Here is a 15,570-nt window from a genome sequence, read left to right on the forward strand (position 1 = left end):
CAGACGGTCCGCTTCCCGCCACTCTTGAACATCATCCGCCAATAATCCCAGACACTGCCAGCACCATTCCGCGCTGTCCTACACAGCCACGATATGCCAGCCCTTCGGCGTGACCCGCCGCGCCACCCTCCCCGAAAACCCCACCGCCGGGCACGGCCTCGACATGTGCGGCGCGAAACCCTTCCCGCGCCTCGACGTTCTCAACATTCGCGACGCAAAACACGTCGATCGCCTCAACATTCGCGCCGGAACAGCATCCCGATGACAACTCTCCTGCCCGTCGCCGAAGCCCAGTCCCGCCTGTTCGCGCTCGCCGGCCGCGTCGGTAGCGAAACCGTCGCGCTCCGGGAAGCCGCCGGCCGCTGGGCCGCCGAGGACATCCTCGCCAGACGGACGCAGCCCGCCACCGACCTCTCCGCGATGGACGGCTATGCGATCCGCTTCGACGACATGCCGGGGCCGTGGACCGTGATCGGCGAAAGCGCCGCCGGCCGGCCGTTCGCCGGCACCGCCAACCCCGGCGAAGCGGTCCGCATCTTTACCGGCGCGGCGATGCCCGCCGGCACCGACACCGTCCTGATCCAGGAAGAAGCCGAACGGTCGGACTATCGCCTGACCCTCAGCGGCGAAGGCCCACCCCGACTCGGCCGCAACACCCGCGCCCGCGGTCTCGATTTCAGCACCGGCGACCGGCTGATCGGCAAGGGCGACCGCCTCACGCCTGCCCGCATCGCAGTCGCAGCGACCGGCGGCCACGGTACCCTTCTCGTCAATCGCCGCGTCCGCGTCGCGGTCGCCGCCACCGGCGACGAACTGGTGCCCCCCGGATCGACCGACGACCCGCTCGCGCTCCCCGAATCGAACGGCATCATGCTGGCAGCAATGCTCGCCGACCTGCCCGTCGACATCGTCGACCTAGGCATCCTTCCCGACCGGCTCGATGCCCTGCGCGACGCGTTCGCCGGCGCCGAATGCGACCTGCTCGTCACCACCGGCGGCGCGTCGGTCGGCGACCACGACCTCGTCCGGCCCGCGATCGAGGCTGCCGGCGGGGTGATCGATTTCTGGCGGATCGCGCTGCGCCCCGGCAAGCCGATGATGGCGGGCAAGCTCGGCGACGCCACCGTGCTCAGCCTGCCCGGCAATCCGGTCTCGGCGTTCGTCACCGCGATGCTGTTCGTCCGCCCGGTCGTGGCGCACATCGCGGGCGCGCGCGATCCGCTGCCGCAGACTACGCATGCACTGCTCGGCGAGGACCTCCCCGCCAACAACGCCCGCACCGACTATCTCCGCGCCGAACTCAAGGACGGCCGCGCCTATGCCTCGACGATCCAGGACAGCTCGATGCTGCTGACCTTGGCGCGGTCGACCTGCCTGATCATCCGGCCTGGCAATGCGCCCGCTGCGCACATCGGCAACTCGGCGGAAATCCTGGTGATCGCGTAACGCGGCGCTTGACGTGGTAAATTTTGTTCCATAGAAGTTCCCAGTCTGTTCCGGACGGAGGATTGCCATGCTAACGCGCAAGCAGCACGAACTCGTCTGCTTCATCAACGACCGCCTCGAGGATACCGGGGTCTCGCCCTCGTTCGAGGAGATGAAGGACGCGCTCGATCTCAAGTCGAAATCGGGCGTGCACCGCCTGATCAGCGCGCTCGAGGAGCGCAATTTCATCCGCCGCCTGCCCAACCGCGCCCGCGCTCTCGAAGTGCTGCGGATGCCCGAGCGCGCCGAGAAGAAGGTTCCGGCCAAGGCCGCGCCCGCCCCGGCCAACGTCAAGCCGACGCCGCAGCCCGCCAACGACGTGATCGAGATCCCGCTCCACGGCCGGATCGCCGCCGGCGTCCCGATCGAGGCGTTCGAGGGATCGTCGATGCTCGCAGTCCCCGCAGCGCTGCTCGGCTCCGGAGAGCATTACGCGCTCGAAGTGTCTGGCGACTCGATGGTCGATGCCGGCATCCTCGACGGCGACTACGCCCTGATCCGCCGCACCGAGACCGCCCGCGACGGCGAGATCGTCGTGGCGCTGATCGAAGAGAGCGAAGCCACCCTCAAATACTTCCGCCGCGAAGGCGCCATGGTCCGCCTCGACCCCGCCAACCGCGCCTACGACCCCCAACGCTACGCCCCCGACCAGGTCCGCGTGCAGGGCAAACTCTCCGGCATCCTCCGCCGCTACGACTGAAGCTCTGGGCTCCCCGAAGGCGGGCGCCCAGGGTCACGCGCGCCGTCGCTGCCGGTACAAGTCGACCGCCCGACCCACTGGCGGAACTGGTCCTGAAATAGGCGAGACCCTCCCCAAACCCTTCATCCTGGGCTCGACCCAGGATCCAGAGTTACGAGCGCACCGTCCGTAACCTTGGATCCTGACGTTCGTCAGGATGACGAAGCTCTAGGTAATGACGACGTTCTCGTAACTGGCGACGTGTCTGGCATCCACCGACTCTCAGTGCCCGCCGAGGTGCGCATCCCCCCGGCCACCCGGTCACTACCCAACCCGTGAGCAGCACAATCGCAACCCCACCGGTCCGCTACAGCATCCTTCGATCCAGTCGCAGCCACCGTAGCCGTCACCCGGCCGGCCGACCGCGCCATGACCCCCAACGCTGCGACCCAACCAAGTTCGGGTTCAGCACAGGCTGAGCATCCTGGGCCGCCTCGACCGAAAACCGCATCCAGTTCTCCCGCGAAAGCGGGAGCCCAGGGTCGCGAGCGCACCCCCTGCGGGTACTTATTGAACACCCACAGTGACCGGCAGATCTGGTCTTGAATGGACGAAACCTCCCCAAAACCGTCATCCTGGGCTCGACCCAGGATCCAGAGTTACAAGCGCGGCGCCTGTGAAACTGGATCCTGACGTTCGTCAGGATGACGAGGACCGGCGAAACGCCCGCTGTCTCGGGAACGCCGCGAGTTCCTGAACGGCACCGGCGCCGCCACGGCCCGCCAAGGATGCGCGTCCTCCGGCGACAGCACCGTCACCACCCGTCCCGTCCCCAGCGTAATCGCAACACCACCGGTCCGCTGCAGCATCCAGCGATCCAACCGCAGCCACCGTGGCCGGCAACCCCGCGGCACACCGCGTTCGCTGACCACGATATCCGCCAGGCGACACGCCGCGATCAGCTCGGCGGTCGGCACCGGGTACCCGCTCCGTGTCGCCAGTATCCGCCACCGCCGCCCCCGCGCGACGATATCAGTCAGGCACAAATCCCGGCTGCACCGCGCATCCGGCTGGTCTGCCAGCAACAGCGGCTCACCGATCAGCCCGCCATTCTCTGCCAGCGTGTTGCGGACATAATCCCCCGCCCGGTCGCGCAACAGCGCCAGGCCCGCCGCCGTCCGCACCGCGACATGCCGCCCGTCGCCGGTCACCAGCAGGTCCGGCGCGGGGGTCGCCAGCGCCCAGCTCGCACCGAACAGCAACGGCACCACCCCTAGCCGCCGCCACCGCGTCCGCCACAACGCGATCCACAATCCGCCGCCGACCATCGCCGCATACGCCCCGTCCGGCATCGCCGGCAGCGACCGCACCGCACCCGGTGCCGCCGCGACCAGATGCGCGATCCACAGCAGCAGGTCGAGCGTGTGCTGCACCAGCCACCACAGCGGCGCGCCGAGGCCGACTGCATCGAACACCAGCGCCAGTGCCTCCAGCGGCATCACGACGAACGTCGTCAGTGGGATCGCCACGATATTCGCGACCGCACCGTACAGCCCGGCGCGGTGGAAATGATACACCGCGATCGGCATCAGCGCCGCCTCCACGACGATCCCGGTCAGCAGCAGCGACCCCAGCTCCCGCAGCAACCGCCGCCCCCGCCCTTCCTCATGCGGCCCGAACAGCGCCTTGATCCGCGGATGCTCGTGCAGTGCGACGATCGCCGCGATCGCCGCGAACGACAGCTGGAAGCTCGGCCCGGCCAGCGCCTCGGGGAGCGCAATCAGCACGATCACGGCACCCGCCGCCAAAGCCCGCAGCGTGACCGCCTCGCGTCCCATCGCCAATGCCGTCAGCACCAGCAGCGCCGCGACGCAGCTCCGGATCGTTGGCACCTGGCTGCCGGTCAGCAAAGTATACCCAATCGCCGCCGCGGCCCCCGCCACCGCGGCGATCAGCGGCAGCCGCACCCGCAGCGCCAGCCACGGACTGAGCGCCAGCAATCGCATCACGATCAGCATCGTCGCCGCCACCGCCGCGGTGATATGCAACCCGCTGACCGACAACAGATGCGCAAGCCCCGCGCGGCGCATCGCCTCCGAATCCTCCTCGCTTATCGCCCCGACGTCGCCGGTCGCGAGCGCCGCGGCGATCCCGCCCGCGCTGCCGTCCAGGCTGTCGGTGATATGCTTCGAAAGACGCCCGCGAAGCCCCGACCCGCTGTCGACATGCCCCGTCACCACGACCGGCGCAAAACCCCGCCCGGTCGCGCCGATCCCCGCGAACCACGCGACGCGGGCAAAGTCGTACGCGCCCGGGACCGCCGGCAACGGCGGCGGCATCAGGCGCGCGCGCAACGTGACGACGACGCCTTGGCCCAGCCCCTTGGGCGCATCATCCTCGGCCAGATTGACCCGCACCCGCGGCGGAAGCGCGAGGGGCAAACCACGCGAATCCGTCGCCGGTCCCAACGGCGCCAACGTCAACCGCACAAGCGCCCGTGCCGCGAGCGGCTCCACCGTTTCCACCCGCGCCGCGAACTTCGCCACCGTCGGCCGGTCGAGCACTGGCGCCGCCACCCGGTCCGCGCGCGCCCAGATCAGCCCGAGGCCGATCGCCGCGGCCAGCGCACCGATCGCGATCGCCCGCGCCGCCCGGCCGCCCCGTCCCGTCGCCAGCCCGCCACAGCCGATCGCCACCAGCACGAGCACCGCAGCACGCCACGCCACCGGATCGGGCAGCGCGAACCACGCCGCGATACCGACGCCCAGCATCACCGGCAGCCACAGGACGAGTTGGTCGCGCTCCGCCTCAAGCCAGCGCTCGATCGCGCGGCCGGTCCTCGCCACCCATCGCGGCAAGCCCATTTGTCGCCGCACAAGGGCCATGCTAGGGGCGGCAACGGCGGAATTCGCCATCGTTCTTACAGTCTGGGAGCACCCGCGATTGGGCGCAACATCTGAAACGCGCGGGCGTCCGTCCGCCCCCGTGGTTACCCGTTTCGCTCCGTCGCCGACGGGGTTCCTGCACCTCGGCGGCGCGCGCACCGCGTTGTTCAACTGGCTATATGCCAAGGCGAACGGCGGTACGTTCCTGCTCCGTATCGAGGATACCGACCGGGTGCGTTCGACGCAGCCGGCGATCGACGCGATCCTCGACGGGATGCGCTGGCTCGGGATCGACTGGGACGGCGACGCGGTGATGCAGTTCGCGCGCGCCGACCGCCATGCGCAGGTCGCGCACGAGATGGTTGCGGCCGGCCACGCCTATCGCTGCTACATGACCAACGACGAGATTGCCGAGATGCGCGCCGAAGCGCAGGCCGCGAAGAAGCCGCTGCGCATTCGCAGCCCGTGGCGCGACCATTCGGGCGGCGACCTGCCGAGCCGCTCGCACGTCGTCCGCCTGCGCGCGCCGACCGAGGGCGCGGTGACGATCCAGGATCAGGTTCAGGGATCGGTCACGGTGCAGAATGCCGAGATCGACGACATGATCCTGCTGCGCTCCGATGGCACGCCGACCTATATGCTGGCCGTGGTGGTCGACGATCACGACATGGGCGTGACGCACGTGATCCGCGGCGACGATCACCTCAACAACGCGTTCCGCCAGCTGCCGATCTATCGCGCGATGGGCTGGCCCGAGCCGATCTACGCGCACATCCCGCTGATCCACGGCCCCGACGGCGCCAAGCTGTCGAAGCGCCACGGCGCGGTCGGCATCGAGGCGTACCGCGACGAGATGGGCATTCTGCCGGAAGCCTTCGACAACTATCTGCTCCGACTCGGCTGGGGCCACGGCGACGACGAGATCATCAGCCGCGAGCAGGCGGTCGAATGGTTCGATCTCGCGCATGTCGGCAAGAGCCCGTCGCGGTTCGACCTGAAGAAGCTCGAGAACCTCAACGGCCATTACATTCGCGAGGCCGACGACGCGCGGCTCGCCGGGCTGGTCGCCGACCGACTCGGCCATGCGCTGCCGGATGGTGGCCTCGATCTGTTGACCCGGGCGATGCCGTCGCTGAAGCCGCGCGCCGCGAACCTCAACGAACTCGCCGACGGTGCCGGGTTCCTGTTCAGCCTGCGTCCGATCGCGATGGACGACGGCGCACGGGGGCTTTTGAGCGACGAAGCGAAAGCTTTGCTGACCAATCTTCATGCTGCCCTTGACGCGGTGCACAACTGGGATACGGAGACGCTCGAAGACGCGGTACGGCGTGTGGCCGAGGAGCGGGGCGTCAAGCTCGGCCAGGTCGCACAGCCGCTTCGCGCCGCGCTGACGGGACGCAAGACGTCGCCGGGCATCTTCGATGTGCTCGACCTGCTCGGGCGCGAAGAGAGCCTCGCACGGATCGCCGACCAAAGCGCGTCGGCCTGAGAATTCCAAGGAAGGATAACAGCATGAGCGAGACCGCAACCCTGGCCGTCGACGGCAAGGACGTCGAATTTCCGGTCATGTCCGGTACGGTCGGTCCGGACGTCATCGACATCCGCAAGCTGTATGCGCAGACCGGCGCGTTCACCTATGACCCCGGCTTCACCTCGACCGCGAGCTGCAAGTCCGACATCACCTATATCGATGGTGACGAAGGCGTGCTGCTGCATCGCGGCTACACCATCGGCGAGCTGGCCGAGCAGTCCAGCTTCATGGAAGTCTGCTACCTGCTGCTGAACGGCGAACTGCCGTCGGCCGACGAGCTCGACACCTTCACGCGCACGATTACGCGCCACACCATGGTGCACGAGCAGCTCGCGACGTTCTTCCGCGGCTTCCGTCGCGATGCGCATCCGATGGCGATCATGTGCGGCGTCGTCGGGGCACTGTCGGCGTTCTATCACGACTCGACCGACATCCATGATCCGGCGCAGCGCGTGATCGCGTCGCATCGCCTGATCGCCAAGATGCCGACGATCGCCGCGATGGCGTACAAGTACAGCGTCGGCCAGCCCTTCCTGTATCCGGACAACTCGCTCAGCTACACCGGCAACTTCCTGCGCATGACGTTCGGCGTTCCCGCCGAGCCCTACGTGGTGAACCCGGTCGTCGAGAAGGCGATGGACCGTATCTTCATCCTCCACGCCGACCACGAGCAGAACGCGTCGACCTCGACCGTCCGGCTTGCCGGTTCGTCGGGCGCCAACCCGTTCGCATGCATCGCCGCCGGCATCGCCTGCCTGTGGGGCCCCGCACATGGCGGCGCCAACGAAGCCGCGCTCAACATGCTGCGCGAGATCGGCACGGTCGACCGGATCCCCGAGTTCATCGCCCGCGCGAAGGACAAGAACGATCCGTTCCGCCTGATGGGCTTCGGCCACCGCGTCTACAAGAACTACGATCCGCGCGCGACGGTGATGCAGACCACCGTCAAGGAAGTGCTCGGCGAGCTCGGCGTCACCGACCCCGTGTTCGACGTCGCGATCGAACTCGAGCGTCTCGCGCTCAGCGATCCGTACTTCATCGAGAAGAAGCTGTTCCCGAACGTCGACTTCTATTCGGGCGTCATCCTCTCGGCGATCGGCTTCCCGACCTCGATGTTCACCGTTCTCTTCGCGCTCGCCCGCACCGTCGGCTGGGTCGCGCAGTGGAACGAGATGATCACCGATCCCGACCAGAAGATCGGCCGTCCGCGCCAGCTGTACAACGGTGCCGCACAGCGCGACTACGCGCCGATCGGCACTCGCTGATGTCCAGGCTCCGGCCGATCCTGTACGTCGTCGGCGTGCTTTGCACGCTGACGGGGTTGCTGTGGATCGGCCAGGGGCTTGGCTACGTCCATTGGCCGCAGTCGAGCTTCATGCTCGATCAGCGGCCATGGGCGGACCGCGGCGCGATCCTCGCCGCGCTTGGGCTAGCGCTGATCCTCGCCGCGCGGCGCATCCGCCGGTAGCGTCAGCACGAACCGCGCGCCCTGCCCAGGCGCGCTCTCGACCGTCAGATCGCCCTGCATCGCCCGCGCCAGCCGCCGCGCGATATACAGGCCCAGCCCGTTGCCACCGGCTTCCGACGGATCGACCCGCTCGAACTTCTCGAAGATGCGCACCTGGTCCTCGGGCGCGATACCCTTGCCCTGATCGGTGACGACCACCGATACATCCCGCGCCCCGCGCTCGACCACGGCGGTCACCTGCGATCCCGGTGGCGAATAGCGCACCGCATTGCCGATCAGGTTGACCAGGATCTGCAGAACCCGCCGGAAATCCCCCAGCGCCCAGCTCAGCTCGCCCAATGCCGGACGCGCGATCGTGACCCCTGCATTGCCCGCGCGCACGCTGAGCAGGCCTGCCGCGCGACGCGTGACGTCGGCCAGATCGATCCGCTCCACCGCGAGCGTGAAATCGGGCCGCTCCACGGCCTGCAGATCCACCAGATCGTTGACCAGTTCGAGCAGGTGCCGCCCCGCGCTGGCGATATCGGCGGCGTAATCGGCATAATCCGGCTGCACCGGCCCATCGGCCTGCGCGTTGATGCTGTCGGCATTGGCGACGATCCGCGCCAGCGGCGCACGCAATGCCCGGTCGAGTCCGCTGGTGAAGGTCGTCGACAGCGGAGCCTCGACCGGCGCGGGTGTCACCTCCGCCTCGACCATCCGCGCGGCGCCGACGAACCCGGCGAACGCACCGGTGCGGTCATGACGCACTTCGGCACTCAGCATCACCGGCCGCCCCGACCCGCGGAGACGTGCGGGCTGCCCCGTCATCGCGCGTCGCCGGGCCAGCGCATCGAGCATCGGCAGCGCGCCATCGTCCCCGGCTTCCAGCGCGAACATCTGCGTCAGCGGCTGGCCGAGCAACGCGATCGCATCGAACCCGTACCGCGGCCCTGCCTCCAGCGATACGAAGGTCAGGCACAGCGACGCGTCGGTATCCCAGCGCCAGTCCGCATCGCTGGCCAGGAACGTCGCCCGCGCATCGCTGGCGGGACCGATCGGCTGCCACGGCTGGACCTCGCGCCAGCCGCTGACCGCCAGGCGAATGGTATCGCCCTCTGGCTGGGCCCGGACCCACAGGTCGATGTCGGCGTCGTCGTCGGCGACCACCACGCCGCGTGAGACGATGATCCCCAGCCGTCGCGCGAGCCGTGTGATCGTCGCGAGCTGCGGCACCGCGAGCGCCCGCCCCAAATCCCCGCCCGCGCGCTGGTTCAGCGCGATCAGCGCCGGATCGGCGGAGTGCAGCACGCCGTCCATCCCGACTACCGCATGCGCAACCGGGTTCTCCGCGGAAGGATCATAGGCGTTCATCGCCGCTCCGAACGCGTCAGGGCGCGCATCGCGGCGCGAAAATCACGGTGCAGCGACAGCGGCGCCAACGCCGCACGCGCATCCGCCACGGAAATCGCAGCGATCGCGTCGAGCGAATCGGCGAATGCCTCGATATCCCGGCGCGGATCGGCTTCGGACAGGGCAAGCGCGATCCGTGCGATCGTCGGCCGATCCAGGTCCGCCGCCCGCAACGCGATCCACAACTGGTCGCCATCGGGCTCGATCGTCATGCGCCGCGCCTGCTCGAACTCGACCCCGATCGCCCGCGCCAGCACCGCGACGAACAGCGACAGGCGCCGGTCGCCGATCGCCTCGGTTAGCAGTGCCGCCAGCTCGTCGGGCCTCGCTTCGATCGCGCCGGCCAGCCGCATCGCGACCGCCTCGGGCCGCTCGCCCTCGTCATGCGCGCTCAAGCTGCGCAGCGCGGCATCGACCAGCGCCCGATCGACCGTCGCGCCCCCTGTGTCGTCAACGTCTCCGCGGATCGCGGCGGCGATCCACCACACCAGCCGGTGATGCAGTTCTGCCGGCAGGTCGCTGCCCGCGATCGTCCCGGCCTCGTTTGCCGAGCGCCGTCGGCTCTCGCTGGCCAGCAGGGCGTTGGCCGCGGAGGCAACCACGCTGTCGGGAACGCTGGCGAGCCGCACCAGCAGGCTCGATTCGTCGGGACCGGAAATCGCGATGGGCAGCGCGTCGGCGATCAGGTCGTGACGGACTCGTGCGACCAGTTCACCCATCAGCGCGTCGTCATGCAACAACCGCGCACGGGTCAGCCGCGCGACGACGCTGCCGCCGGGTTTGCCGGGTTTGAGGATCGCCTCGCCGCGTGCCGGATCGCCCGCGTTCGCGAGCAACCGCGCGGCATGGCGGCGAATGTCCGTCTCGATCGCACCGACGATACCGTCGAGCACCTGTGCCAGCCGAAGCCGCGTCCGCTCGTCCAACCGTGCGTCGGCGTCGAGGAAAAAATCGGCGATCGTGACCGCCAGCCGCGCGTCGGCACGACCACGCGCCTGTTCGGCCCACGCAGCGGCATCGATGCGCGATGGAGCGTCCTGGCTCGCGGGGTCTGGGCCGACCGACATGCCGTGCTGCTTACCTCCCTGTCGTTAAGGGCAAGCTAAGGCTGTCGAAGTCCTTCGACTACAGCCGCGAGCGTCGCGGCAGCGTAAATCGCCGCGATCGCCAGTCCGACCACCGGCAAACCGAGCACCGCGAACAGCGCGACGACCGCCAGATACGCCGATGGGCTGCCCCACCAAAGCTTCCGCACACGTTCCACGATCGCGCGCTCGCCCAGTGCCCCTGCCGCGACACCGGCAACGCCGATCGCGAGCGCGGTATTGTCGCCGGCATAGTCACTGACCAGGAACGCCAGCACCAGCACCGACAATCCGGCGACGCCGGCAACCGCGAGCGTCTGCGCACGCGCGACCGGGGCATCGTCGCGCAACCCGCTCAGCACCGACCCCAGCGCCAGCGTGATGCAACCGAGCAACGCCATGACCATGCCGGTCGCGAGCAGGCCAAAGCCTTCGCCGACGATACCTACCAGCCCGAATGCCCCACCGACCGCGCCCAGCGTGCTGCCGGCGACGTTGCGATCGACCAGTGACGGCAGCGCAGCGCGCGCGATCGGCGCGAGCACGTAGCGGTCGAACCACCCGCGCCGTCCCGATACGATCGTGACCAGCACCGCACGGCCGCGCTCCTCCAGCGTCCGTGCCTGCCGCTCGATGCCATGCCCTCCGCCGCGCATCGCATCGGTCGGCAGCAGGATATGGACCGCACGGCCCTGCACCGCGAGCCGCAGCAGCGTCGATTGGAGGTCGTAATCATGCGGCAGCGCGGCGACTTCGGCGACCCGGCTGGGATCGATCCGCGCGACCCCGGCCCACGCCATCTGGCCGCCGACGCGCTCGAAACCCGGTCCGGCATCGCCCTCGGGCACCACCAGCAGCGCCTCGCCCTCCTCAGCCGCCATCGCGGTGACGACGGCCTCGGTGGTGACCAGCCCGTCGCCGAGCATCAGGATCCGTGCCAGCGGATGCAGCCGCTCGACCGCCTCAGCCGCCGACCGCACTGTATCGACCGACACCCCGCGCCGCCCGATCCGCGCGATCGCGCCGAGCAGTTCGGGCGTCAGGCGCGCGACCACGACGATCACCTGGCTGACGCCTGCGGCAACCAGCAGCCGCGCCTGATATTCGATAAGCGTGACGCCACTGAACGGCAGCGTGGCGGCAAGACGATCGGGGCGATCGTCGGCGTCGTGAATTGCGAAGAGAAGGCCGGCTAACATCGCTCGGCTGTTAGGCGGTCGCGGCCGTGGATGCAAAGCCGTCGCCGTCGCCTACGAGCGCGCCTAGAGCCGCAGCACCGCGCGCCGCAGCTTCCTGAGCGCTTCCGGATCGCGCGGATTGCCCTCGGCGACCTCCATCGCGAGCGCCATCAGCCGGACTGCACCGAAACTCGCCGCAAGACCCTTCAGCCGCCATGCCGCCGCGCGCCATTCCTCGTGATCGGTCGCCAGCGTCATCGCGGTCAGCGCGCGTTCGGCGCTTTCGCTGAACGCCTGGCGCAGTTCGGCGATCAGTGCAGGCTCATCGCCCACCGCAGCCGCCAGCGTGGCGTCGATTGCTCCCGGGTCATAGGCCATGACGAACGGCCTACCGCAAAGACGCTTAAGAGAAGGTTATTCGCTTTGTGCGGCGGCGTTCTATGATAAACCGGCGTCATGAACGGGGGTTCGTCGATCATGGGATATCGTGCGGAGGCGGAAACGGCCGCGCCGATCGGCGCGTACAGGCAGACGCAAGACATGGAACACGATGCCCTGCCGCCGTCCGAACCGCGGTTCGACCTGCCCGAACATTATGAATACGCGTCCGAACCGGACCCCGAAACGGACGACGGTCCACGCCATCATCTGGCGCTGGCGATCGCCTCGGCGGCCGTCGTCCTCCTGTGGCTCGGCACCATGCTCTGGATGGCGCGCGGCGCACTTCGCACCCTCGATGCGATCGAACTGACCCAGTTCCTGGCGGCGCTCTGCGTGGTCCCCGCGCTGATCGGGATCCTCTGGATGCTCGGCATGCGCACCAGCCGTGCCGAGGCGCAGCGCTTCGGCGCCAGCGCGCGCGGCATGCGCGAAGAGGCGGCCAGCCTCGAACGCACCGTCGCCGCGCTGTCCGACGTCATCGACACCAACCGTGCGCTGCTCGCCGAACAGGTCACGCAGCTGATGATGATGGGCGACGGCGCGACCGAACAGTTGCGCACGATCAGCCGCGGCATGGCCGCAGAGATCGACCAGGCCGACGCCTATGCCCGCGACCTCGCGGATGCCGCCACCGCGGCGCAGACCAGTCTCGGCATCCTGATCGCCGCGTTGCCGCGCGCGCAGGCCGAAACCGACGCGATCGCCGAACGTCTCGATCGGATCGGGCTCGCCGCCAGCGATCATGCCGCCGCGCTCGATGCGCAGATCGGTGCGCTCGCCGACCGTGGCCGCGACGCCGATGCGATGGCAAGCGGCGCGGCCCAGCGGCTCGCCGCGCACATCGTCGGGATGGACGCGACCAGCGAAACCGCAGGCGCCCGGCTGGAGGCGATCACCGACGGCATGAGCGATGCGGTCGACCAACTCGTAGGGCGCACCGCCGATGCGGTCGAAGAAGCCCGCAGGGGTATCGTCGGGCACGGCGACGCGATGCTGGCGATGGTCGGCGCCAACCAGGCCGCGCTCGACAGCGCGGCGCGCGACAGTGCCGAGGCGCTCGCCCGCCGGATCGCATCGATCGAGGACGCGATCGAGCGCGTCGCGATCCGCCTCGACCTGCAGCGCAGTTCGGGCGAGCGGATCGTCGACGACCTCAACGCCGGGCTCGGCGCGGTCGAGACCCGCGTCGAGGCGATGCATCGCCAGGGCGTCGAGAAGTCGCAGATGCTCGCGGCGTCGATCAGCGCGCTCGGCGGGTCGGCCGACGCGATGACAGAGGCGCTGCAATCGGGCGAGGCGATGGCCAATCGCGCCATCGGGACGACCGAGACGCTGTTGATCGCGCTCGATTCCGCCGCGCGCGAGATCGACGAGACGCTGCCGGAAGCCCTCAGCCGCCTCGACACCCGCATCCTCGCCAGCAAGAGCATCGTCGTCGGTGCCAAACCCGAATTGCTCGCGCTGGTCACCGCGGCCGAGAGCACGCACGACGCGATCGAGGCGATCGCTGGCGTGGTCGGCGAACAGCGCCGCGTGCTCGACCATCTGTCGGGGACGTTGCTGGAAACGCTGGCAGCCGGGCGTGCCAAGGCCGATGCCCTCGGCCAGATCGTCGACGAGACCATCGACCGCACCAACCGCTTCTCCGAAGACGCCGCACCGCGCCTGGTCGAAGCCCTGCTCCGGGTACGAGAAACCGCCACCCTCGCCGCCGACAATGCCCGCGAAACCCTGTCGCAGGTCATTCCGCAGGCCGCCGACGCGCTGGGCAAGGCCGCTGCCGACGCAATGCGGCGCGCGACCAACGACACCGTGGAGCGCCAGGTCCATGCGCTCGCAGAATCCAGCGATGCCGCCGTCGAAGCCGCGATGCGCGCCACCGAACGCCTCGCCGAGCAGGTCCAGGAGATCGTCGACCAGACGACGATCGTGGAAAGCCGGATCGAAAAGGCGCGCGGCGAACGCGAGGACGCCGATCGCGACAGCTTCGCCCGGCGCGTGTCGCTGCTCATCGAATCGCTCAACTCGGCGTCGATCGACATCACCAAGGCGTTCGCGCCCGAAGTGTCGGACAGCGCCTGGGCGGCGTATCTGAAGGGCGACCGCGGCGTGTTCACGCGTCGCGCTGTGCGCATCCTCGATGCGGCCGAAGCCCGCGACATCGCGCGCTATTACGACGAGAACGACGCGTTCCGTGAGATGGTGAACCGCTACATCCACGACTTCGAGACGATGCTGCGCTCGATCCTGGCGCAGCGTGATGGGTCGCCGCTCGGTGTCACCCTGCTGTCGTCGGACATGGGCAAGCTGTACGTCGCGATGGCGCAGGCGATCGAGCGGTTGCGGTAAGTTCCAGCCCGCTGCCCGTCAGGTCAGCGCTTTCTCGAGATATGCGATCCAGCGCCGCGTGAAATCCAGCGACGCCCGGGCGATCGGTGCCGCGCCGTCGAACGCGTGGAACGCCGCGGGCACGACGATCAGGTCGACCGGCACCCCGGCCGCGCGCAAGCCACCGGCATAGGCCAGATCCTCATCGAGAAAGAGGTCGAGCGTACCGACGCCGACAAAGGCTGGGGCCAGCCCGGCCAGATCGCGCCGCCGCCCAGGCACGATGCCGGCCGGCACCTGCGCACTCCCGGCCGGCACGCCGAGCAGCGAGGACCAGCCGAAGCGGTTGGCCTCTGCGGTCCACACGTACCGACCGGTGCCGGGCTTCCCCGGACGACTGCTGCCGGTGCGATCGTCGAGCATCGGGTAGATCAGCACCTGATAGGCGAGCTTGACCTCACCCCGGTCGCGCGCGGCGAGCGCCAGCATCGCGGCATGCCCGCCGCCTGCACTCGCCCCACCGACCGCGATCCGCGAACGATCGACGCCCAGCGTCGCGGCGTTGTCATGCACCCAGCGCAGTGCAGCGTAATTATCCGCGAGCGATCCGGCGTAGGTCGCTTCGGGCGCCAGCCTATAATCGACCGACACCACGAGCCACCCCTGGCGCTGTGCCGCCAGCCGCAGGTCGGTCGGAATGCCGGCCGCGCCCGCGACATAGCCGCCCCCATGTATCCAGATCACCGCGCCCCGCCCCTTGCGGCCGGGCGCGCCATCGAACTGGACGGTGCGGACCGCAGGCTGGCCGGGCAGCCCCGGCACCATAACGACCGGCAGCTTCACGCTCGCAACCGGCGGGGGCGGCGGCACCGGATGCGCCCGCCGCGCCACCGGACGGTGACGAAACGCCGTCAGATTATCGGCGGAAACCACCATTTCCTGCAGCAGCCGCAGGTCGTCGACCATCTCCGGATCGACATCCGCGAACCGCGCGACCGGGGCTTGCGCCCACGCCGTCCCGCTGCCGGCGAGCAGCAGACCAGCACCCGCGCCCTTTAGAATATCCCGCCTGTTCTGCATGCCGTCCTCCGCTCCGCG

At 69.1% G+C, this 15,570-nt stretch carries 13 protein-coding genes; 7 read left to right on the forward strand and 6 right to left on the reverse strand.

What is annotated here, in order from left to right; genetic code table 11:
- The first annotated feature begins 109 nt into the window (after positions 1-109).
- The 3 genes from SJY20_RS13305 to lexA all read left to right on the forward strand — a co-directional run bounded on the left by SJY20_RS13305 (position 110) and on the right by lexA (position 2,185).
- Positions 110-265 carry a hypothetical protein gene (locus tag SJY20_RS13305; protein WP_380787396.1) on the forward strand — a complete coding sequence of 52 codons (156 nt, stop codon included), beginning with the start codon at positions 110-112 and terminating at the stop codon, positions 263-265.
- Positions 262-1,446, forward strand: a complete 1,185-nt coding sequence (locus SJY20_RS13310) for a molybdopterin molybdotransferase MoeA (protein ID WP_380787397.1) — start codon at positions 262-264, stop codon at positions 1,444-1,446. The genes SJY20_RS13305 and SJY20_RS13310 overlap by 4 nt, the downstream gene beginning before the upstream one ends.
- A gap of 67 nt (positions 1,447-1,513) precedes the next feature.
- Positions 1,514-2,185 carry a transcriptional repressor LexA gene (lexA, locus tag SJY20_RS13315; protein ID WP_380787398.1) on the forward strand — a complete coding sequence of 224 codons (672 nt, stop codon included), beginning with the start codon at positions 1,514-1,516 and terminating at the stop codon, positions 2,183-2,185.
- A gap of 638 nt (positions 2,186-2,823) precedes the next feature.
- Here the strand turns inward: lexA and SJY20_RS13320 are convergent.
- Entirely contained in the window at positions 2,824-5,028 is a 2,205-nt protein-coding gene (locus SJY20_RS13320; RefSeq protein WP_380787399.1) for a ComEC/Rec2 family competence protein, read from the reverse strand.
- A gap of 19 nt (positions 5,029-5,047) precedes the next feature.
- On the opposite strand from SJY20_RS13320, the gene gltX reads away from it, so the two are divergent.
- From gltX to SJY20_RS13335, 3 genes are read left to right on the forward strand one after another with little or no spacing between them, the layout of a single operon-like run.
- Positions 5,048-6,538 carry a glutamate--tRNA ligase gene (gene gltX, locus SJY20_RS13325; RefSeq protein ID WP_380787400.1) on the forward strand — a complete coding sequence of 497 codons (1,491 nt, stop codon included), beginning with the start codon at positions 5,048-5,050 and terminating at the stop codon, positions 6,536-6,538.
- Between the two features lie 23 nt (positions 6,539-6,561).
- On the forward strand, positions 6,562-7,845 hold the full coding sequence (gltA, locus tag SJY20_RS13330; RefSeq protein WP_380787401.1) for a citrate synthase: 1,284 nt from the start codon (positions 6,562-6,564) through the stop codon (positions 7,843-7,845).
- Complete coding sequence (locus SJY20_RS13335; RefSeq protein WP_380787402.1) at positions 7,845-8,048, forward strand: hypothetical protein; 204 nt, start codon at positions 7,845-7,847, stop codon at positions 8,046-8,048. Before gltA ends, SJY20_RS13335 begins: the two co-directional genes overlap by 1 nt.
- Here SJY20_RS13335 and SJY20_RS13340 read toward each other — a convergent pair.
- The 4 genes from SJY20_RS13340 to SJY20_RS13355 all read right to left on the reverse strand — a co-directional run bounded on the left by SJY20_RS13340 (position 8,010) and on the right by SJY20_RS13355 (position 12,081).
- Entirely contained in the window at positions 8,010-9,401 is a 1,392-nt protein-coding gene (locus SJY20_RS13340) for an ATP-binding protein (RefSeq protein ID WP_380787403.1), read from the reverse strand. The genes SJY20_RS13335 and SJY20_RS13340 overlap by 39 nt on opposite strands.
- A complete protein-coding gene (locus SJY20_RS13345) occupies positions 9,398-10,507 on the reverse strand; it encodes a DUF2336 domain-containing protein (RefSeq protein WP_380787404.1) in 1,110 nt (369 codons plus the stop codon). The genes SJY20_RS13340 and SJY20_RS13345 overlap by 4 nt, the downstream gene beginning before the upstream one ends.
- A 35-nt stretch (positions 10,508-10,542) precedes the next feature.
- The gene (locus tag SJY20_RS13350) at positions 10,543-11,724 is read right to left on the reverse strand and encodes a hypothetical protein (RefSeq protein ID WP_380787405.1); all 1,182 of its coding nucleotides are present in this window, start codon (positions 11,722-11,724) and stop codon (positions 10,543-10,545) included.
- Positions 11,725-11,787: 63 nt separating this feature from the next.
- On the reverse strand, positions 11,788-12,081 hold the full coding sequence (locus tag SJY20_RS13355; protein WP_380787406.1) for an Hpt domain-containing protein: 294 nt from the start codon (positions 12,079-12,081) through the stop codon (positions 11,788-11,790).
- Between the two features lie 99 nt (positions 12,082-12,180).
- On the opposite strand from SJY20_RS13355, the gene SJY20_RS13360 reads away from it, so the two are divergent.
- The gene (locus SJY20_RS13360; RefSeq protein WP_380787407.1) at positions 12,181-14,493 is read left to right on the forward strand and encodes a hypothetical protein; all 2,313 of its coding nucleotides are present in this window, start codon (positions 12,181-12,183) and stop codon (positions 14,491-14,493) included.
- A gap of 18 nt (positions 14,494-14,511) precedes the next feature.
- On the opposite strand, the gene SJY20_RS13365 is transcribed toward SJY20_RS13360, so the two are convergent.
- Complete coding sequence (locus tag SJY20_RS13365) at positions 14,512-15,552, reverse strand: alpha/beta hydrolase fold domain-containing protein (protein ID WP_380787408.1); 1,041 nt, start codon at positions 15,550-15,552, stop codon at positions 14,512-14,514.
- Positions 15,553-15,570: the final 18 nt, after the last annotated feature.

This window comes from Sphingomonas sp. R86521 (assembly GCF_042466235.1).
Taxonomy (GTDB): Bacteria; Pseudomonadota; Alphaproteobacteria; order Sphingomonadales; family Sphingomonadaceae; genus Sphingomonas.

Coding starts and splice junctions, on each gene's coding strand:
- gltX (WP_380787400.1), top strand. CDS start 5,048: ATGCTAGGGGCGGCAACGGCGGAATTCGCCATCGTTCTTACAGTCTGG.
- SJY20_RS13350 (WP_380787405.1), bottom strand. CDS start 11,724: ATGTTAGCCGGCCTTCTCTTCGCAATTCACGACGCCGACGATCGCCCC.
- lexA (WP_380787398.1), top strand. CDS start 1,514: ATGCTAACGCGCAAGCAGCACGAACTCGTCTGCTTCATCAACGACCGC.
- SJY20_RS13340 (WP_380787403.1), bottom strand. CDS start 9,401: ATGAACGCCTATGATCCTTCCGCGGAGAACCCGGTTGCGCATGCGGTA.
- SJY20_RS13345 (WP_380787404.1), bottom strand. CDS start 10,507: ATGTCGGTCGGCCCAGACCCCGCGAGCCAGGACGCTCCATCGCGCATC.
- SJY20_RS13365 (WP_380787408.1), bottom strand. CDS start 15,552: ATGCAGAACAGGCGGGATATTCTAAAGGGCGCGGGTGCTGGTCTGCTG.
- SJY20_RS13355 (WP_380787406.1), bottom strand. CDS start 12,081: ATGGCCTATGACCCGGGAGCAATCGACGCCACGCTGGCGGCTGCGGTG.
- SJY20_RS13320 (WP_380787399.1), bottom strand. CDS start 5,028: ATGGGCTTGCCGCGATGGGTGGCGAGGACCGGCCGCGCGATCGAGCGC.
- SJY20_RS13360 (WP_380787407.1), top strand. CDS start 12,181: ATGGGATATCGTGCGGAGGCGGAAACGGCCGCGCCGATCGGCGCGTAC.
- SJY20_RS13310 (WP_380787397.1), top strand. CDS start 262: ATGACAACTCTCCTGCCCGTCGCCGAAGCCCAGTCCCGCCTGTTCGCG.
- SJY20_RS13335 (WP_380787402.1), top strand. CDS start 7,845: ATGTCCAGGCTCCGGCCGATCCTGTACGTCGTCGGCGTGCTTTGCACG.
- gltA (WP_380787401.1), top strand. CDS start 6,562: ATGAGCGAGACCGCAACCCTGGCCGTCGACGGCAAGGACGTCGAATTT.